This window comes from Chelativorans sp. (assembly GCF_031180965.1).
Lineage (GTDB): Bacteria > Pseudomonadota > Alphaproteobacteria > Rhizobiales > Rhizobiaceae > Chelativorans.
In genome coordinates this window covers 1-17952 of the sequence record NZ_JAPSLH010000020.1, presented here as the reverse complement: position 1 = coordinate 17952, position 17952 = coordinate 1, and the positions used below count along the sequence as shown (strand labels likewise).

Below are 17952 nucleotides of genomic sequence, written 5' to 3'. Positions count from 1 at the left end.
CAGTTGCGGACTATTGCTTGCCAACCTCGGTGCGGGTCTTGCAGTCGATGCCGATCGTCGAGGGATCATTGACCGCCTCGTTGCGTTCTACCGACGAGCAGGCCTCGAGGATAGCCACTGGCATGGCGCGCGCACGTGCCTCCTCGCCGTAGGAGGGGGCGAAGACGGCGCCGAAGGTTTCTGCATATTTGCGCAGTTCCTCCGAGTTCATCACCTTCTCCTGCCAGATCTTGTCCATGGTGGCGACCACCTCGTCGGGAACCCCGCGCGGGATCAGGATGCCGAAATAGTCGGGCGCCATAGGCAGTTCGGGCAGCCATTGCGTCACCGGCGGAATGGGTTCGATGCCTTCGAGCGCGAGCGGCTTGTCCGAGAGGACCGCGAGCGCACGCAGGCGTCCGCCGCGGATCAGTTCGGCCTGCTCCACCGCAAGCTGGGTGGTCACCATGGCCTCGCCAGAGGCGGTGGCGATTGCCGCCGGGCCGCCGCCGTCATAGGTGATCATGTTGTAATCGAATCCGCCCTCGTCGGCGAGGGCCGCAATGGCCGTGCCGCCGGACGAGGTAATCCCGGCGGTTGCGATGGTGATTTCGCCGCCCCGCGTCTTCAGCGCCTCCAGCAGCTGGCCGAAATCCTTGAACTCGCTGTCGGCCGGCACTGAAACGACAGGGACATTGGCCACGGACAGGTAGATGTGCCAGTCATCGATGCTGGTGTTCGGCACGAGCCCCGTCACCGCATAGGTTGCGTTGTTGGCGACGGCGTTGGCCGTCCAGGTATAGCCGTCCTTGGGCGCGTTCAGCACCTCCTGCGTACCCACGGCGCCGGAAGCGCCGGGCTGGTTTACGACGACCACCGACTGCCCGAGCGCCTCGGCGATGATCGGCGCGGTGACCCGGGTCACCTGGTCGGTCGAGCCGCCGGCGCCCCAGGGCACGATGATGTTGATGGGCCGGTCGGGCTTCCATGCCTGGGCAAAGGCTGACGTTGCGGCCAGGACAAAAGCGGATGCGGCCAAGGCGAGTGCGGCTCTGGTCGAAAGACCCATCATTTCCTCCCGAAATCCTTGATGCTGCGGACCCTCTCTCTCCTGATCCGCAGTGCCGCGAAAGACTGAAGACTGTTCGGCGGACTGTCAAGAAGTAAGTAACCGGTTAGTTCCCGCCCTCTATGAGCTTGACGGGCGCGTTCCCCTTCGGTAGGAAGTAACTGGATAGTTACATAGCTCCAGGGAGGAGACATGGCAGAGCGGCGCATCGGCATCATCATGCACGGGATCACCGGGCGGATGGGCTACAACCAGCATCTGGTAAGGTCGATCCTTGCCATCCGCGATCAGGGCGGGCTCCCGCTTTCCAACGGCGACACGCTGATGGTGGACCCGATCCTCGTCGGGCGCAACCTCGAGAAGGTGGAGGCGATCGCGAAGAAGCACGGGGTCAGGCGCTTCACCAATGATCTCGATGCCGCTCTGGCCAGCAAGGAAGACGAGATCTTCTTCGACGCAGGAGCCACGAAGATCCGCGCCGGGCTTCTGGAAAAGGCGCTTGCGGCCGGCAAGCATGTCTATTGCGAGAAACCGACCTCGGATGATCTTGCGACCGCTGTCGACATTGCCCGCAAGGCGCGCGCGTCTGGCCTGAAGCACGGGGTGGTGCAGGACAAGCTTTTTCTCCCTGGCCTCATCAAGTTGAAGATGCTGCGCGACGCGGGTTTCTTCGGCCGCATCCTCTCGGTGCGCGGAGAGTTCGGCTATTGGGTCTTCGAGGGCGATTGGCAGAAGGCGCAACGCCCCTCCTGGAACTACCGCAAGGCTGACGGCGGCGGCATTATCCTCGACATGCTCTGCCACTGGCGTTACGTGCTGGACAACACTTTCGCGCCGGTGAAGGCCATCTCCTGCCTCGGCGCGACCCACATCCCCGAACGCGTGGACGAGCAGGGCAGGCCCTACCCGGCGGACGCCGACGATGCGGCCTATGCCACGTTCGAGCTTGAGGGCGGCATCGTCGCCAACATCAATTCCAGCTGGGCGGTGCGCGTGCGCCGAGACGATCTCGTCACGTTCCAGGTGGACGGCACGCATGGCTCGGCGGTCGCCGGCCTGCACAAATGCTGGACGCAGCATCGGGTGAATACGCCCAAGCCGGTCTGGAATCCCGACCAGCCGCAGAAGATGAACTTTTACGAAGACTGGGAAGAGGTGCCGGAGAACTGGGCCTTCGACAACGGCTTCAAGGTGCAGTGGGAGCAGTTCCTGCGCCATGTGGCGGAAGATGCGCCGTGGGCTTACGGCCTGGAGCAGGGCGCTAAGGGCGTTCAGCTCGCCGAGCTCGGGCTGAAGTCCTGGGCCGAGCGCCGCTGGCTCGACGTGCCCGAACTTGCCTTCTAAAGGAGAGCCGTCATGCTCAACCTGCCCAATGCGGACCGCTCGGTCTCGGCCTACGAGATCAGGAACGCCCCGATCGAGATCGGCAAGCGCGAAGCGAAAAGCTTCAACCGCATCGCCTATGCCGCAGCCCATGTGGTCGCCGACCCGCTGGCCGAAAACGACCCATGGCTTGCCCCCGCTATAGACTGGGACAAGACGCTCGCCTACCGCCACTATCTCTGGGACCTCGGCTTCGGCGTGGCCGAAGCGATGGACACGGCCCAGCGCGGCATGGGGCTCGGCTGGGTGGAAGCCCGCGAGCTCATCGAGCGGGCGCTGAAGGAGGCAAGAGGCCGACCCGGCGCTCTGATCGCCTGTGGCGCGGGCACCGACCATCTGACGCCCAGCCCGGAGGTTTCGATCGACAGGATCATTGCTGGCTATGAGGAGCAGATCGAGGCGATCGAGGCGCATGGCGGGCGCATCATCCTGATGGCGAGCCGGGCGCTCGCCACCGCTGCGAAAAGCCCCGACGATTATGCCCGGGTCTATGACCGCATCCTCAGCCAGGTGAAGGAGCCGGTGATCATCCACTGGCTGGGCGAGATGTTCGATCCCGCGCTCGAAGGCTATTGGGGCGCGCCGAACCATATGGCGGCAATGGAAGTGGCGCTCGGCGTCATCGCTGCCCATGCCGAGAAGGTGGACGGCATAAAGATCTCGCTTCTGTCCAAGGAGAAGGAAATCGTCATGCGCCGCCGCCTGCCGGCGGGCGTGCGCATGTATACGGGCGACGACTTCAATTACGCCGAGCTGATCGCCGGGGACGACCAGGGCTATTCCGATGCGCTGCTCGGCATCTTCGATGCCATCGCGCCGGCGGCTTCGGCGGCGCTCGCGGCGCTCGGAGCGGGCGAGGAGCAAAAATTCTTCGACCTCCTCGATCCCACCGTCCCGCTGTCGCGCCACATCTTCAAGGCGCCCACCCGCTTCTACAAGACGGGCGTGGTTTTCCTCGCCTATCTCAACGGGCTGCAGGACCATTTCACGATGATCGGCGGCCAGGAGTCGACGCGTTCCACCCTGCATCTGGCGGAGCTGTTCCGCCTTGCCGATGCCGGTCGCGTGCTGATCGATCCCGATCTGGCGGTGGCGCGGATGCGCCAGGTGATGGCGGTGCACGGCGTTTCGCAGCCGCGGTGAAGGCTTCGGCCCGGCAGAATTTTGGGAGGGATCCAATCATGAGCCTTGAAGGGCGCATTTCGATCAATCTTGCCACGACGCGCGGCAGCTGGGGCTTTGCAGAAGCGGTCGACGGCTGCCTGAGGCATGGCATCACCGCCATCTCGCCCTGGCGCGATCAGGTGGAGGCGATCGGCCTTAGGGAGGCCGCCCGCATTGTCGAGACGAACGGGCTGAGGGTGACCGGGCTCTGCCGTGGCGGCATGTTCCCCGCCGAGGATCCGGCGGGAAGGCAGGCCAAGATCGATGACAACAAGCGCGCTATCGACGAGGCCGTGGCACTCAAGGCGGACTGCCTGGTGCTGGTCGTAGGCGGGCTGCCCGGCTCTTCCAAAAACATGCCGGAGGCGCGCAAGCAGGTAGCCGAAGGCATCGCGGCGATCCTCCCTTATGCGCGCGAGAATGGCATGCCGCTCGCTATCGAGCCGCTGCACCCCATGTATGCCGCCGACCGGGCCTGCGTGAACACGCTCTCCCAGGCGCTCGATCTCTGCGTCGAGTTGGGCGAGGGTGTCGGCGTCGCCGTCGACGTCTACCACACCTGGTGGGACCCGGAGCTCGAAACCCAGATCGCCCGCGCCGGGCAGATGGGCGTGATCCTCGCGCACCACATCTGTGACTGGCTCGTGCCGACAACCGACCTTTTGCTCGACCGCGGCATGATGGGCGACGGCGTCATCGACCTCCCGGCGATCCGCCGCATGGTCGAGGCGGCCGGCTATCATGGCCCGCAGGAGGTCGAGATATTCTCCAAGGACAATTGGTGGAAGAAGCCCGGCGACGAGGTGCTCTCAACGGTGATTGAGCGCTTCAATACCGTCTGCTGAGGGGCGGCAGGGCGCCACAACCGGCGCTTGACACCCGCGCAGCGATGCGCCAGCCTTGTAACCACCTGGTTATTTACAGGATACCGGCTGCGTGGAGGATTGTGCGGCCGGGCCAGGCAAGGGAGGAACAGCATGGCTCTTGAGGTGAGCAGACGTAAGTTTCTTGCAGGCGGTGCGGCGGCGTTCTCGGCCGCTGCGCTTGGGCTGCCGCGCCTGGCCTTCGGCCAGGAGACGCGGCTCCGGCTGATGTGGTGGGGCTCACAGCCGCGGGCCGAGCGCACCATGAAAGTCAGCGAACTCTACATGAAGAACAATCCGGGCGTCACGGTCGACGGCGAGACGACCGGCTGGGACGACTACTGGCCGCGGCTCGCCACCCAGGTGGCCGGCCGGAACGCGCCGGATGTCGTGCAGATGGACTACCGATACATCTTCGAATATGCGCGGCGCGACGCGCTCGCGCCGCTCGAAGGTTACGTGCCCGACGTGCTGAACGTGTCCGATTTCGACAAGGCGGCCCTCGACGGCGGCTCGGTCGACGGGTCGCTCTACGGCATCAGCCTCGGCGCGAATTCCTCCGCGATGATGGTCAATGCCGCCGCCTTCGAAGAGGCGGGAATCGAGATTCCTGACCAGTCGCTCACCTTCGATGAATTGAAGCGCATCGGCGAGGAGATCACCAAGGCCGGCAAGCGCAAGAGTTTCTACGGCTTGTCCGACGGCTCAGGCGTCGAGCCCTTCTTCGAGAACTTCCTGCGGCAGCGCGGCAAGGCGCTCTACACAGCGGAAGGCAAGCTCGCCTTCGATGCGGAAGACACGCGCGAATGGTTCGAGCTATGGGCCGCCATGCGCGAATCCGAGGCCTGCGTGCCGCCGGACTTGCAGGCGCTCGACCAGCGCCAGATCGAAACAGGCATGGTCTCGCTCGGCCATGCTGCAGTCTCCTACGCCCACTCCAATCAGCTCGTGGGCTACCAGTCGATCAACAAGGACCCGATCGTCATGCATGCCTATCCGCGGCTGGCGGCCGGCGTTGGCGGCGGGCACTACCGCAAGCCCTCCATGTTCTTCTCGGTTTCCAAGCAGTCCCCCAATCCCGAAGCGGCGGCCGCCTACATCTCCTTCTTCGTGTCGGACCCGGAAGCCGCGGCGATTCTGGATGTGGAGCGCGGCGTGCCCGAATCGGCCAAGATCCGGGAGCTCATCGCGCCGAAGCTCGACGAGACGGGCCGCGCTGCGGTCGAATATATCGGCGGCCTGGGCGACCTTGCCGGCCCGCTGCCGCCGCCGCCCCCGCTCGGGGCGGGCGAGATCGACGTGATGCTGGTCCGCGTCAGCCAGGAAGTGGCGTTCGGGCAGCAGACGCCGCAGGCGGGGGCCGAAGCCTTCGTCGCCGAGGCGGAAGCGATCCTGGCGCGCAACTAGCCCGCGGCCGCGGGCGAAGTATGATCGCGCAGCCCGGCTGTCTCGTTAGTTTGCGGTCCCAAAGCCGGCGACGAGGCAGTCGGCGATGCCCCGCGCATAAATGCCTTCGGGGTCGAGATCGGGGTCGAAGATGGTAACATCGGTGCCGATGACGCGCCCGGAGGCACAGAGCAGGCGGATAAGCCGGCTGAGCTGCTCGTATTCGAGCCCGGGCGAGCCGGGGGAATCCACGGCGGGCATCACCTCGGCGTCCAGGATATCCACGTCGACATGGAGCCAGAGCCGCTGCGGCGTCAGCACGGCCAGCGCATCGGCGGCCGTCTCGTCGATGCCCTTCCGCAGCACCGAGCGCACATCCATGCAATGGATCCTCGTCTCTGCTATATCGGCAAAGGCATAGTCCGGATCGAGATTTTCCCGCTCGCCGATCTGCACCACGTCTTCTTCCCTGACGAGGGGCCTCCGCTGGTCGCCCCAGTCCGACAGCAGCGCTTCGCCCCGCCCGGTGGCAAGCGCCAGGTCCATGCCTGCCACCGAGCCCAACCTGGCCTCGGTGTCGTAGTTTCCGGGGTGGAAGAAATCGCTGTGCCCGTCGGCATGGATCAGCCCGCAGGGACCGCCCGCGCGGGCGGCGGCGAGGCAGCCGAGCAGGAGGCTGCAGTCGCCGCCGATAACCAGGGGGAAGGCGCTTCCGTCGAGCGACTGCTGCACGATCGCGGCGAGCCGCTCATTGAAGGCGCGGATGGCGTGCCCATTGCCGAGCCGCGTGCCGGGCTCCGGCTCGAAACTGTAGTCCGGCCGCTCCAGCGACGTCTCGCGCGCAGGGCGCAGCCGCTGGTGCAGCCCCGCCTCCTTGAGCGCGGCGGGAGCCCGCCATGCGCCGGGCACATGACCCCTGCGCAGCGGACGCAGCCCCAGATTTGTCGGCGCGTTTATGATCTCCAGCGGCTTTCCGGAAATGCTCGAAGCCGGCATCGTCTCCTCCGTCGCCTCGCCCTAGGGTCATGCCTTCTGACCCGGCTACCGCAATGCATTGGCAGTGTCAGCCGATCCGCAGGGAATCGTCGTCGAGCTCGGCGCCGCCGCGGACGCGGCGGAACATCTCGACGAGGTCGTCGACGCCCATGTTCTTGCGTCGTTCGCCGGTAATATCCAGAACGATCCGCCCCTCGTGCAGCATGATGGTGCGCGTGCCGAGATCGAGCGCCTGGCGCATGGAATGGGTGACCATCAGCGTCGTCAAGCCGTGGGCGGCGACCAGCCGCTGCGTCAGGCCAGCGACGAACTCGGCCATGCCAGGGTCGAGCGCCGCCGTATGTTCGTCCAGCAGCAGAACCTCCGCCCCGGCCAGCGTCGCCATGACGAGGGAAAGCGCCTGGCGCTGCCCGCCCGAAAGCAGGCCCATGCGATCGCCCATCCGGTTTTCCAGATTAAGGCCCAGCTCCTTCACCTTGTCGCGCAGCGCGCTGCGCCGCTCCTGCTTCAGCGCCGGGCCAAAGCCGCGCTTCGAGCCGCGCATGAAGGCGAGCGCCAGGTTCTCCTCGATGGTGAGATCGGCGCAGGAGCCGGCGAGCGGGTCCTGGAAGACGCGCGCGACGCGTGCGGCGCGCTTGGCAGGCGCCTCCCTGGTGACGTCGCGGTCGCCGATCCTGATGCGGCCGCTGCGGGGAAAGACGTCCCCGGCGATGGCGGCGAGCAGCGTCGACTTGCCTGCGCCGTTGGAGCCGATCACTGTGACGAACTCGCCTTCGCCGAGAACGAGATCGATGCCCGCCACGGCGCGCCTTTCCAGCGGCGTGCCGGCATTGAAGGTGACGTGCAGGTCCGAGACCGCGATCATCGCGCGACCGCCTTTCCGGCGCGGATCTTGGGCAGAACGAGTGCCAGGGCGACGAGCACAGCCGTGACGAGATTGAGATCGGAAGCGCGCAGGAAGAAGAGGTCCATCGAGAGCGCGAGCTGCACGGCGACGCGATAGATCACCGAGCCGATCACGCATGCAAGAAGCGCGACCAGCATGACGCGGCTGCGCAGCAGCGTCTCACCGACGATGACCGAGGCAAGGCCGACGACGATGGTGCCGACGCCGGAGGTCACGTCGGCGAAGCCCGAAACCTGCGCGAAAAGTGCCCCGCCCAGTCCGGTGAGCGCATTGGAAAGCGCCATGCCGACATAGATCTGCCCCCCTACATTGACCCCGTTGGCCCGCGCCATGCGCGGATTGGCGCCGGCCGCGCGCATCGCCAGGCCGAAGTCGCTGCCCAGAAAACGCGCGAGCAGGACAACGGCGATCAGCACAAGCACCGCCAGCACCAGCGGCCGCACAATGTGGTCGGGCAGGCCGAGATCAAGAAAGGGCGTGATGACGGTCTCCTGGTTGAGCACCGCCATGTTCGGTCGGCCCATCACGCGCAGAATGACCGAGAAAAGCCCGATCATCGTCAGGATGGAGGCAAGCAGGTTCAGAATGCCGAAGCGGACATTCAGGAAGGCGGTCACAAGTCCGCAGGCGGCCCCCGCCAGCGCCGCAATGAGGCAGGCAAGCCAGGGGTCCCAGCCGCTGGTGATCGCCACCGCGGCCACGGCCGCGCCGAGCGGGAACGAGCCGTCCACCGTCAGGTCGGGAAAATCAAGGACGCGAAACGCCAGGAATACACCCAGGGCGACGAAACCATAGACGAGGCCGAGCTCGACAGCGCCCCAGAATGCAATGGCAGACATGATAGCGGGGGACTCCCGAAACGAACAATATGCAATCCCGGTGGCCTGCCGCGTGCGAAAATGCAACGGAAATATGGGCTGGCCGGGCCCGCGGCCAGGGAGGGGCGGCCCGCGCCGGGCGCCGGGCCGCCTCGATCTTACTCGACCACCTTCGTGGCGCGGTCGAGCACCGCCTGCGGCAAGGTGACTCCCATCGCCTCGGCGGCCTTCTTGTTGACAACGAGGTCCGTGCCGGAGGCGAAGGTGACGGGGATCTCGCCCGGCTTCTCGCCCTTCAGCACGCGCACCACCACCTCGGCCGTCTGCTTGCCCACTTGGTGATAGTCGAAACCCACCGAGGCCAGCGTGCCGCGCTCGACCGAGTCCGTATCGCCGGAGATGAGCGGGATGTCGTTTTCCTCGGCCACGCCCACTAGAGCTTCCAGCGCGGAGACGATGGTGTTGTCCGTGGGCACGTAAAGGGCCTCGACCTTACCGACGGCGCTGCGGGCGGCATTCTGCACGTCGGCCGACTTGTTGGCAGGCGCCTCGACCACGGCGATGCCCTCCTTCTCTGCGGCTTCGCGGAAGAGGTTGAGCAGCACGACGGAATTTGCCTCGCCGGGATTGTAGACGAAGCCGACGCTCTTCACGTCCGGCACCAATTCCTTGATGAGCGCGACGTGGTCGGCGATGGGCGACAGATCGGACACGCCCGTCACATTGGCGCCCGGCGCCTCGTTCGACTTGACGAGACCCGCCGCAACCGGGTCGGTCACCGCCGTGAACACCACCGGGATGTCGCGCGTCGCTGCGGCGACCGCCTGGGCGGAGGGCGTCGAGATCGGCACGATCACATCGGGACCCGCGCCCACGAACTCGCGGGCGATCTGGGCGGCGGTGGCGGGATTGCCCTGCGCCGACTCGTAGGTGAATTCCAGGTTTTCGCCGGTCTTGTAGCCCGCCTCTGCAAGACCTTCGCGAACGCCGTCGCGTACGGCATCGAGCGCGGGGTGCTCGACGATCGCCGTCACCGAGACCGTCACGTTCTGTGCAGACGCCGCCGTGGCGAGCGCCAGGCTCGCCGCCGCAAGAAGAAGAGTTTTTCGCATGTGTTCGCTCCCTAGAGTCGTTGTTGCCTGATAGTTCGCCGGACAACCCCTCCCGGCGCTCGGCGCGCGAACCGGCCCTCGCCAGTTCCGCGGCTTCGAACGGATTCCTTTACGGGATCAGCCGATGGTTCGTCCAGATGGAGAAAGCCCGGCGCGCCACAACTAAGGCGCAATCGCCGTCCGGGCGGCCAGTCTTCCGCCCGTCAGCGGCCGAGGCGCGCCGGTCGTCCGCGGAAAGCTGATCGGCAGGCCGCGCAGGCTGCGCACCGCGAGAAAGGCGAAGCACTCGGCTTCGATGGCGTCGCCGCGCAGGCCAAACCGGTCGACCGGCTCGACTTCAGCCCGTGCCCTGCGGGCTAGTTCGGCCATCAGCGCCGGGTTCTTCCTCCCGCCGCCGCAGACCAGGAGCCGCTCCGGCCGGCGCGGCAGCAGGTCGAGCGCCTTTCCGACCGCCGCCGCGGTAAATGCGGTTAGCGTGGCCGCGCCGTCGGCGAGGCCAAGACCCTCCGCCATGTCGGCCGTGAAGGAGTTGCGGTCGAGGGATTTCGGGTAGGGCGCGATCAGATAGCGATGCTCGAGCAGACGGGCAAGCCGCGCCTCGTCGACCGTTCCGGAAAGGGCGATGCGCCCGTCCCTGTCAATCTCCCCCTGCCCGTGCCGCCTGATCCAGTCGTTTATCGGCGCGTTGGCCGGGCCGGTGTCGAAGGCGACCATGTCCTCGCCGCACCAGGTGATGTTCGCAACGCCCCCCAGATTGAGCATCGCCGTCTCGGCGCCGCCCCCGATCTTGCGCATCAGGGCACGATGGTAGATCGGAACGAGGGGAGCGCCCTGGCCGCCCGCCTCCACATCCGCGCTGCGGAAATCAAAGACGACATTGGCCCCGACGATCTCCGCCATCAGCCGCCCGTCCCCGAGCTGGCGCGTGCGGCCGCGCCTGCCTCCCTCGGCCGCCCGATGCAGCACTGTCTGGCCATGGAAGCCCACCACCTCGATGTCGGCGGCGGAAAACCCATTCTGCGTCAGGAATTCGTTTACCGCCAGAGCCTGCGCCCTGGTGAGCGCGATCTCCGCATCTCGGAAGATCGCCGGCTCTTCGCCCCGAAAATCCCATTCGCGCGCAGCTTCCAGCGTGCGGGCAAGCAGGGGCGGCAGGTCGGCGGGGTAGGGAGCGAGTGTCCACGGACCGAATTCATGTATGATCTCGCCATCGGTGCGGATCATGGCAATGTCGACGTTACCGTCGAGCACGGTGCCGGTCATCAGCCCGACCGCCCACACCGGCTCCAAATACTCTTTGGTCCCTTCGTTCACAGCGGCGCCTTCGGATGGCGCGACTTTAAATTTCCCGGACAATTCCGCCATGGGCATTTCCCAGATATTCACCGCCGCGGCTTCCGGACCCGAGGCTTTGGTGGATGTTGCGGATCAAAGTTCATATCTGCCGGTTATCCATGAGTTCCAAGCAGCGTACAAGCGGTGTGGTCACGCGGAGGCGGTGTCCGGAACAGGAGCCTCTTGTCGGAGCGTCTGAAGATGGTCGGCACGGAACTTGTCAGCGAGCGCTACCGCGATCTGGAACTTTCGCCGGACAGCGCGATGCTGCGTATGCTGCTCGAGGGGCAGCAGCGCGCCTTTTCCGCCGTATCGGCGGCGCTGCCGGACCTGGAAAATGCCTTGCGGCAGATGCTCGGCCGGCTGCGCGGGGGCCGGGGGCGCCTCCTCTATGTCGGTGCCGGCACCTCCGGGCGCCTCGCGGTGCTCGACGGGGTGGAACTCGGTCCCACCTTCGGCTGGCCGGATGATCGGCTGGTCCTCATCCTTGCGGGCGGAGCCTCCTTCGCACGCGCCGAGGAGGCGGCGGAGGATGACCAGGCGGCCGCGCGAAAGGCCATCGAGGAGGCAGGCTGCGGACCCGACGACGTCGTGCTCGCATTGGCGGCAAGCGGCTCCACGCCATTCACCCTCGCGGCGGTCGAGACGGCGCGCAGGCTCGGCGCGCTCACCATCGGCTTTGCCAACAATCCCGGCACACAACTGCTCCAGAAAGCCGAGCTCGGCATCCTGCTCGACACCGGGCCGGAGGTGCTCGCGGGCTCCACCAGGCTTGCCGCCGGCACCAGCCAGAAGATGGCGCTCAACCTGCTTTCAACCGCGCTCATGGTGCGTCTCGGCAAGGTCTTCCATGGGCAGATGGTCGATGTAAGGGCGACCAATGCGAAACTGCGTCGCCGGGCGGTCGCCATCCTCGTTGACGTGACGGGCTGCAGCAGGGAGGAGGCTCTGGCGGCGCTGCAAAAGACCGGGTATCGGGTGAAGCCCGCGGTGCTCGTGGTGAAGGGCATGGATCCCGAAGCGGCGGAGGCGGCGCTGGAGCGGCATGGAGGCGACCTCCACGCGGTGCTGGAAACGGGCAGGGGCGAAAGAAAGCCGGCGGAGGCGAAGGGGTGAACGAAGCGCACTCATTGATGTATCGCGAAACGGGCGAGGCGGCGGATGCCGTCGGCCGCCTGTTCGCGCGCGAGGAAAAGACCTTCCGGGAACTCGGCCGGCTCATCGCTGAGCGCCGCCCGCCGGTGGTCACGGTTGCCGCGCGCGGCTCGTCCGATCATGCCGTCAGCTTCTTCAAATATCTGTTCGAGATTTCCTGCGGCATCCCCGTCGCCTCCATAGGCCCGTCTGTCGCCTCGGTCTACCGCGCCTCGCTCAGGCTGTGGGGCGGCCTGCACCTTACCGTATCCCAGTCCGGGGCCAGCCCCGACATTATCGCCGTGCAGGAAGAGGCAAAGCGCGGCGGGGCTGTCACCGTGGCGGTCGTCAATATCGCCGACAGCCCGCTCGCCCAAGCCGCGGACATCGTGCTGCCGATCCATGCCGGGGAGGAAAAAAGCGTGGCAGCCACCAAGAGCTTCATTGCTTCTGCCGCCGCGCTTGCGGCGCTCACGCAGGCCGCATCGGGCAATGCGGCGCTGGGCGCGGGCTTGAAGCGCCTGCCAGAGGCGCTCGCTGCCGCCTGCGACGCCGATCACGGGCATGCCCTGCCGCTCCTCGTTAACGCCCAATCGCTGTTCACCGGCGGCCGCGGCCCGGGCTTCGCCGTCGCGCTGGAAGCGGCGCTGAAGGCCAAGGAAACGGCAAAGCTGCATGCCGAAGCTTTCTCGCTCGCCGAGCTGATGCACGGGCCGATGCAGCTCGTAGAGGAGGGCTTTCCCATCCTCGCTTTCGTCCCGGAGGACGAAGCGCTGGCGTCCAGCACCGCGATCATGGACAGGTTGCGCGGGATGGGCGCGCGTGTCCTGCCGTTTTCCTCGCGCCCGCTCGGCCCCGACGTGATCGTGGTGCCCTCGACCGGCTGCGGGCAGCTCGATCCGCTGGCCGCGCTCACCGCCTATTATCGCCTTGTGGAGCGGCTGGCGCGCGAACGCGGCTTCGATCCGGACAGGCCCGACAAGCTCAAGAAGGTCACGGAGACCGTCTGATGGAAGATGCGGTTCTGGCCGGCGCGCGCCTGTTTGACGGCGAGCGCTTTTTCGACGGCCACGCGCTCATCGTGGAGAAAGGGCGGGTCAAGGCGGTCGTGCCGGAGGCGGAGATCTCCGGGCGCGACGGAATCAGCCGGCTCGGCGGCGGGATACTCGCGCCCGGCTTCATCGATGTTCAGGTGAACGGGGGCGGGGGCCGGCTGCTCAACAACGATCCGTCGCCGGAAACCTTCGCTGTCATCGCCAGGGCGCATCGGCGCTATGGGACCACGGCGCTGCTCCCCACCCTCATCACCGACACGCGCTCGGTCACGCAGTCGGCCATCGCCGCCGCGATCGAGGCGAGCAAAGCGGGGGAGGGCGTGCTCGGAATCCACCTCGAGGGGCCGCATCTTGCCCCTTCCCGGCGCGGCGCGCATCTGGCCGAGTTCATGCGGCCCATGGAGGAGGAGGACGTCCAGCAGCTCCTCCGCGCGGCGGAGAAAATGCCGGTGGTGCATGTCACCGTCGCCGCGGAGCAGGTGCGCCCGGAACAGGTCAAGCGCCTGTCAGACGGTGGGGTTATCGTCAGCCTCGGCCATACAGACTGCACATGCGAGGCCGCGCAGCGGCTCTTTGCGGCGGGCGCGCGGGGGGTCACGCATCTCTTCAACGCCATGAGCGGCCTTTCGCATCGCGCGCCGGGCCTCGTCGGAGCGGCGCTCGACGCCGGGGGCATCTGGGCCGGCATCATCGCCGACGGCCATCATGTCGATCCGGTCGCCCTGCGCGTGGCTCACCGCGCCAAGCGCGGGCCCGGAAAGCTCTTCCACGTGACCGATGCCATGGCTCTGGTCGGCAGCGGCGCGGAAAGCTTCGATCTCAACGGCCGGACGGTGCGGCGCGAGCCGGGCGAGATCTGCTCCAAGCTGGTGCTGGAGGACGGCACGCTGGCGGGCTCCGATCTCGACATGGCCTCCGCGGTGCGCTTCGGCGTCGAGGCGCTGGAGCTATCCCTCGAGGAATCGCTGAAGATGGCGAGCAGCTATCCGGCCACGTATCTTGGCATCGGCGAAGAGCGGGGGTCTCTCCGTCCGGGCGCCCTGGCCGACTGCGTGCATCTTGGCGATGACCTGCGCGTCCGGCAGGTCTGGTTGACCGGCCGGGCGCAATAGGCGCCCGATCCTCCTGCCGGGGAAGCCTCTGGCGCAAGTGGCCAAGCCGCGCTAGCGTGACCGGACTTCAGCAGCGGCAGCCCGGCCATGGACTTCGTTCCCGACACCACCACCATCCTGCAATTCGCCATCGCCACTTTCGTCCTCGCCATCACCCCCGGGCCGGACATGACGCTTTTCGTGGGGCGGGCGCTCTCGCAGGGCAGGGCGGCGGGGTTCGCCTGCATGTTCGGCGCCATGACCGGCATCCTGATCCATACGAGCCTGGTGGCGCTCGGCTTGTCGGCGCTCCTGGTGGCGTCCCCCACCGCCTTCCTTGCCCTCAAGATATTCGGCGCTGGCTATCTCGTCTGGCTCGCCTGGCAGGCGATCCGCCACGGCTCGGCCTTCAATCCCGAAGCGCGGGCGGGCGGGAAGAGCTCGCTTCTCAAGAACTGGGCGACCGGGCTTGGAATCAACCTGCTCAACCCGAAGATCATCCTGTTCTTCATGACCTTCCTGCCGCAATTCGTCTCGCCGAGCGATCCGGATGCGCCCGGCAAGCTCTTCTTCCTCGGCCTCCTGTTCATCCCCTTCTCGCTGCCGGTCGTGGCGCCGATGGTGATCGCGGCCGACAAATTTGCCGGGCTCCTGCGGAAGAGTCCAAAGGTCACGCGGCTCGTCGACTATCTCTTCGCCGGCGTCTTTTCCGCCTTTGCCTTGAAGATACTCACCGCGCAGGCGCGGTAGCGGTGATGCGGATCTATGTTCCCACGGTGCAGAGCCGGCAGGAATGGATCCTCCCCCGGGATCCGGAGGACAATTTCGTCCTCACCGAGCTCGGCGGGAAGGCGCAGCCGGATTGGCGGCCTCTCGAGATGGAGTTCCTGACGGAATTTGATGACGGGACGGCTCGCCAGCATTCGGATCTTCCCTGGTGCGGTGAGCATGTGCTCATGCTGCGGCCGCGGGCGGTGGAAGCGCTACGGCCCCTGCTCGTGCAATATGGCGAGATCCTGCCCCTGCGATGCGCCGAGCCGGTCTGGCTCTTCAATGTGACGACGACGATCGACGCGCTCGACGAGGACCGTTCCAGGATCGTCCGTTTCGACGACGGCGGAGGCTTTCTCGATATCGAGGAGCACGTATTCTGGCCGGAGCGGATCGGCGGGGCGGAAATCTTCAAGCTTCCCGAAAGCCCCGGCGGCGTGCACGTGTCGAGCATCTATCTGCAGGAAGGAATGGTCCGGAGGATCGGCGAGCTCGGTCTCAAAGGCGTCGCCTTCCGGCTTGTCTGGAGCGACGAGACGCCGGCCGGCGAAGGGATCGTCGAATATCCCGGCGAGAAGAGGGCCGTCCCGGCCGCCGGCCCGTTCCGCAAGTTCATGTCGAGCCTGTTCGGGAGGTGAGGGAGGGGCCGCCGGTTACCGGTCAGTCCCCATGCCCCGCTATCATCATCGCTTCGAGCTTCAGCCGCTCGGTCCTCTTCATGCGCTCGGAGGCCGACTTCAGCTGCCCGCAGGCGGCGAGGATGTCGCGGCCGCGCGGCGTACGGATGGGCGAGGCATAGCCGGCGCGGTTGACGAGCTCGGCGAATTTCTCGATCTGCTCCCACTCCGAACATTCATAGGAGCTGCCCGGCCACGGATTGAACGGGATGAGGTTGATCTTGGCCGGAATGCCCCTCAATAGCCGCACCAGCTCACGCGCATCGTCAAGGGAGTCGTTCACGCCCTTCAGCATCACATATTCGAAGGTGATGCGGCGCGCGTTCGAAAGCCCGGGATAGGCGCGGCAGGCGTCGAGCAGCTCCTTCAGCGGATACTTCTTGTTGATCGGCACCAGCTCGTTGCGCAGCTCGTCGCGCACGGCATGCAGCGAGATGGCCAGCATCACGCCGATCTCCGATCCCGTGCGGTAGATCTCGGGCACCACGCCGGAGGTGGAAAGGGTGATGCGGCGTTTGGAGAGCGACAGGCCGTCGCCGTCGGAAGCGATGAGCAGCGCCTGCTTCACATTCTCGAAATTGTAGAGCGGCTCGCCCATCCCCATCATGACGATATTGGTGATCTTGCGGCCTTCGGCCGGCACGATCGCCCCGTCGGGCGTGTCCGCCTCCGGAAAATCGCCCAGGCGGTCGCGGGCGATCAGCAGCTGGTCGAGGATCTCGCCCGCGGTCAGATTGCGCACCATCTTCTGTGTGCCCGTGTGGCAGAACGAGCAGGTGAGGGTGCAGCCGACCTGGGAGGAGATGCAGAGGGTCCCGCGGTCTTCCTCGGGAATATAGACGGTCTCCACCTCCACGGGCCGTCCGGCGCCGCGCGGCGGAAACCGCAACAGCCATTTGCGCGTGCCGTCCTGCGAGATCTGCTCTTCCACGATTTCCGGCCGCGCGATCGAAAAATGTTCGTCGAGCGCCGCGCGCAGCTCCTTGGAGATGTTGAACATCCTCGAAAAGTCGGAGACGCCGCGCACATAGAGCCAGTGCCACAGCTGGCGCACGCGCATCTTCACCTGGCGCTCCGGCACGCCGACGGAGGCGAGCGCCTCGCCGAGCTCCTCGCGCGAGAGGCCGATCAGCGGCTTCTTCTCCGGCTGGATGTCGGGGCGCAACAGGGCGCGGTTCTCTGGGGTCGAGGTATCGATCGTGAGTGTCATGATTGAGCTTATATAGGCGGCACACCTGCCGGCCGCCATTTTGCGGGCTCCTTAGCACAGGTGGCAGGCGCGGTCACCCTCCGGCGGCTCGATCCTGATGCCATTCGGAGCGGTGATCCGCCGAGCCGCGTCCTCACCCTTTCATATGCGCCTTCACCTTGCGCATGTCCTCAAGAAAGCGCCGGCGCTCGGTCTCCTTGTCCATGGGATCGGGGATGCGCAGCAGGTAGGAGGGATGTACGGTGATCAGCACCGGCACGCCCTCCTCGCTCTGAACGATCGTACCGCGGAATTTCGTAATGGGAACCGGCTTGCCGGTGAGCGCCCGGGCGGCGGTAGCGCCGAGCGCTACGGCAACGTCAGGCCGGATGAGCGCCAGCTCGTGGTCGAGCCACCAGCGGCAGGCACGGATCTCGCCGGCATTGGGCTTTGAATGGATACGCCGCTTGCCGCGCGGTTCGAACTTGAAATGTTTCACGGCATTGGTGACATAGGTCTTCGTCCGGTCGATGCCGACTTCCTCCAGAATGCTGTCGAAAAGCCGTCCGGCAGGGCCGATAAAGGGCCGGCCCTCGAGGTCTTCCTTGTCGCCCGGCTGCTCGCCGACGAAGACGACCCGGGCATCGCTGCCGCCCTCGCCGAAGACGGTCTGGGTGGCGTTCCGGTAGAGGTCGCAGCGGGTGCAGTCGCGCGCATCTTCCCGCACGGCATCGAGCGAAGCGGCGATAGCCTTTTCGGCGCTTTTCACAGCCATGACTGATTCCCTTTGGCGGGAAAGGCAGGAGAAGGGGGAAATGTTCCTGAATGGCCGGCTGGCAATGGGAGTCATATGTCCCTGCTGGATTGGGGCAGGGTGAGGGCGCGTTTCATCGCTGCCACGCCCGGCTTTCGCCGTCTGGCCATTGAAGAAGGTGGGAAGCGGGGCGCGTGATCCGTGCCTCTCTGTTAGTTAATCGTGGCGCGTTCCACGCGCCCCGCCGGCCGCTGTCCCGACATTGGCCG

17 protein-coding genes are annotated in these 17952 nt (G+C 66.3%); 9 read left to right on the top strand and 8 right to left on the bottom strand.

Annotated elements, in window-relative coordinates:
- Positions 1–10: 10 nt before the first annotated feature.
- Positions 11–1051: a tripartite tricarboxylate transporter substrate binding protein gene (locus tag RIN79_RS14880; RefSeq protein WP_309085456.1), complete on the bottom strand. Its 1041-nt coding sequence runs from the start codon at positions 1049–1051 to the stop codon at positions 11–13.
- 189 nt (positions 1052–1240) lie between these two features.
- Here RIN79_RS14880 and RIN79_RS14875 point away from each other — a divergent pair, with 189 nt between their 5' ends.
- The 4 genes from RIN79_RS14875 to RIN79_RS14860 all read left to right on the top strand — a co-directional run bounded on the left by RIN79_RS14875 (position 1241) and on the right by RIN79_RS14860 (position 5865).
- A complete protein-coding gene (locus tag RIN79_RS14875) occupies positions 1241–2392 on the top strand; it encodes a Gfo/Idh/MocA family oxidoreductase (RefSeq protein ID WP_309085455.1) in 1152 nt (383 codons plus the stop codon).
- Positions 2393–2404: 12 nt separating this feature from the next.
- Positions 2405–3574, top strand: a complete 1170-nt coding sequence (locus RIN79_RS14870; RefSeq protein ID WP_309085454.1) for a dihydrodipicolinate synthase family protein — start codon at positions 2405–2407, stop codon at positions 3572–3574.
- A 38-nt stretch (positions 3575–3612) separates the two neighbouring features.
- Positions 3613–4440: a sugar phosphate isomerase/epimerase gene (locus RIN79_RS14865; protein WP_309085453.1), complete on the top strand. Its 828-nt coding sequence runs from the start codon at positions 3613–3615 to the stop codon at positions 4438–4440.
- Between the two features lie 132 nt (positions 4441–4572).
- Entirely contained in the window at positions 4573–5865 is a 1293-nt protein-coding gene (locus tag RIN79_RS14860) for an extracellular solute-binding protein (protein ID WP_309085452.1), read from the top strand.
- Positions 5866–5910: 45 nt separating this feature from the next.
- Here RIN79_RS14860 and RIN79_RS14855 read toward each other — a convergent pair whose 3' ends face one another.
- From RIN79_RS14855 to RIN79_RS14835, 5 genes are all read right to left on the bottom strand, one after another.
- On the bottom strand, positions 5911–6840 hold the full coding sequence (locus RIN79_RS14855) for an arginase family protein (protein ID WP_309085451.1): 930 nt from the start codon (positions 6838–6840) through the stop codon (positions 5911–5913).
- A 67-nt stretch (positions 6841–6907) separates the two neighbouring features.
- Positions 6908–7705, bottom strand: a complete 798-nt coding sequence (locus tag RIN79_RS14850) for an ABC transporter ATP-binding protein (RefSeq protein ID WP_309085450.1) — start codon at positions 7703–7705, stop codon at positions 6908–6910.
- Positions 7702–8586, bottom strand: a complete 885-nt coding sequence (locus RIN79_RS14845) for an ABC transporter permease (RefSeq protein ID WP_309085449.1) — start codon at positions 8584–8586, stop codon at positions 7702–7704. Before RIN79_RS14845 ends, RIN79_RS14850 begins: the two co-directional genes overlap by 4 nt.
- 137 nt (positions 8587–8723) lie before the next feature.
- Positions 8724–9677 carry an ABC transporter substrate-binding protein gene (locus tag RIN79_RS14840; protein ID WP_309085448.1) on the bottom strand — a complete coding sequence of 318 codons (954 nt, stop codon included), beginning with the start codon at positions 9675–9677 and terminating at the stop codon, positions 8724–8726.
- 162 nt (positions 9678–9839) lie between these two features.
- The gene (locus tag RIN79_RS14835; protein ID WP_309085515.1) at positions 9840–10967 is read right to left on the bottom strand and encodes an anhydro-N-acetylmuramic acid kinase; all 1128 of its coding nucleotides are present in this window, start codon (positions 10965–10967) and stop codon (positions 9840–9842) included.
- A 228-nt stretch (positions 10968–11195) separates the two neighbouring features.
- Between RIN79_RS14835 and RIN79_RS14830 the strand changes: the two genes are divergently transcribed.
- The 5 genes from RIN79_RS14830 (at position 11196) to RIN79_RS14810 (ending at position 15701) form a co-directional block, all read left to right on the top strand.
- Positions 11196–12128, top strand: a complete 933-nt coding sequence (locus RIN79_RS14830; RefSeq protein WP_309085447.1) for an N-acetylmuramic acid 6-phosphate etherase — start codon at positions 11196–11198, stop codon at positions 12126–12128.
- Entirely contained in the window at positions 12125–13156 is a 1032-nt protein-coding gene (locus RIN79_RS14825; protein ID WP_309085446.1) for an SIS domain-containing protein, read from the top strand. The genes RIN79_RS14830 and RIN79_RS14825 overlap by 4 nt, the downstream gene beginning before the upstream one ends.
- Positions 13153–14313, top strand: coding sequence for an N-acetylglucosamine-6-phosphate deacetylase (gene nagA, locus RIN79_RS14820; protein WP_309085514.1), 1161 nt, complete (start codon positions 13153–13155; stop codon positions 14311–14313). Before RIN79_RS14825 ends, nagA begins: the two co-directional genes overlap by 4 nt.
- A gap of 87 nt (positions 14314–14400) precedes the next feature.
- On the top strand, positions 14401–15042 hold the full coding sequence (locus RIN79_RS14815; protein ID WP_309085445.1) for a LysE family translocator: 642 nt from the start codon (positions 14401–14403) through the stop codon (positions 15040–15042).
- 5 nt (positions 15043–15047) lie between these two features.
- Entirely contained in the window at positions 15048–15701 is a 654-nt protein-coding gene (locus RIN79_RS14810; RefSeq protein WP_309085513.1) for an imm11 family protein, read from the top strand.
- A gap of 22 nt (positions 15702–15723) precedes the next feature.
- Here the strand turns inward: RIN79_RS14810 and rlmN are convergent, their stop codons facing one another.
- Both rlmN and RIN79_RS14800 read right to left on the bottom strand, forming a co-directional pair.
- Positions 15724–16950 (bottom strand): 23S rRNA (adenine(2503)-C(2))-methyltransferase RlmN, encoded by a 1227-nt coding sequence (gene rlmN / locus RIN79_RS14805; RefSeq protein WP_309085444.1) that lies wholly within the window; start codon positions 16948–16950, stop codon positions 15724–15726.
- Positions 16951–17083: 133 nt separating this feature from the next.
- The gene (locus tag RIN79_RS14800) at positions 17084–17704 is read right to left on the bottom strand and encodes a UdgX family uracil-DNA binding protein (protein ID WP_309085443.1); all 621 of its coding nucleotides are present in this window, start codon (positions 17702–17704) and stop codon (positions 17084–17086) included.
- Between the last annotated feature and the right edge of the window lie 248 nt (positions 17705–17952).

Bases quoted from the DNA above. Each gene is read 5' to 3' on its own strand.
- RIN79_RS14800 (WP_309085443.1), bottom strand. From the start codon at position 17,704: ATGGCTGTGAAAAGCGCCGAAAAGGCTATCGCCGCTTCGCTCGATGCC.
- RIN79_RS14855 (WP_309085451.1), bottom strand. From the start codon at position 6,840: ATGCCGGCTTCGAGCATTTCCGGAAAGCCGCTGGAGATCATAAACGCG.
- RIN79_RS14870 (WP_309085454.1), top strand. From the start codon at position 2,405: ATGCTCAACCTGCCCAATGCGGACCGCTCGGTCTCGGCCTACGAGATC.
- RIN79_RS14840 (WP_309085448.1), bottom strand. From the start codon at position 9,677: ATGCGAAAAACTCTTCTTCTTGCGGCGGCGAGCCTGGCGCTCGCCACG.
- RIN79_RS14810 (WP_309085513.1), top strand. From the start codon at position 15,048: ATGCGGATCTATGTTCCCACGGTGCAGAGCCGGCAGGAATGGATCCTC.
- RIN79_RS14845 (WP_309085449.1), bottom strand. From the start codon at position 8,586: ATGTCTGCCATTGCATTCTGGGGCGCTGTCGAGCTCGGCCTCGTCTAT.
- RIN79_RS14860 (WP_309085452.1), top strand. From the start codon at position 4,573: ATGGCTCTTGAGGTGAGCAGACGTAAGTTTCTTGCAGGCGGTGCGGCG.
- RIN79_RS14880 (WP_309085456.1), bottom strand. From the start codon at position 1,051: ATGATGGGTCTTTCGACCAGAGCCGCACTCGCCTTGGCCGCATCCGCT.
- RIN79_RS14875 (WP_309085455.1), top strand. From the start codon at position 1,241: ATGGCAGAGCGGCGCATCGGCATCATCATGCACGGGATCACCGGGCGG.
- RIN79_RS14850 (WP_309085450.1), bottom strand. From the start codon at position 7,705: ATGATCGCGGTCTCGGACCTGCACGTCACCTTCAATGCCGGCACGCCG.
- RIN79_RS14815 (WP_309085445.1), top strand. From the start codon at position 14,401: ATGGACTTCGTTCCCGACACCACCACCATCCTGCAATTCGCCATCGCC.
- rlmN (WP_309085444.1), bottom strand. From the start codon at position 16,950: ATGACACTCACGATCGATACCTCGACCCCAGAGAACCGCGCCCTGTTG.
- RIN79_RS14865 (WP_309085453.1), top strand. From the start codon at position 3,613: ATGAGCCTTGAAGGGCGCATTTCGATCAATCTTGCCACGACGCGCGGC.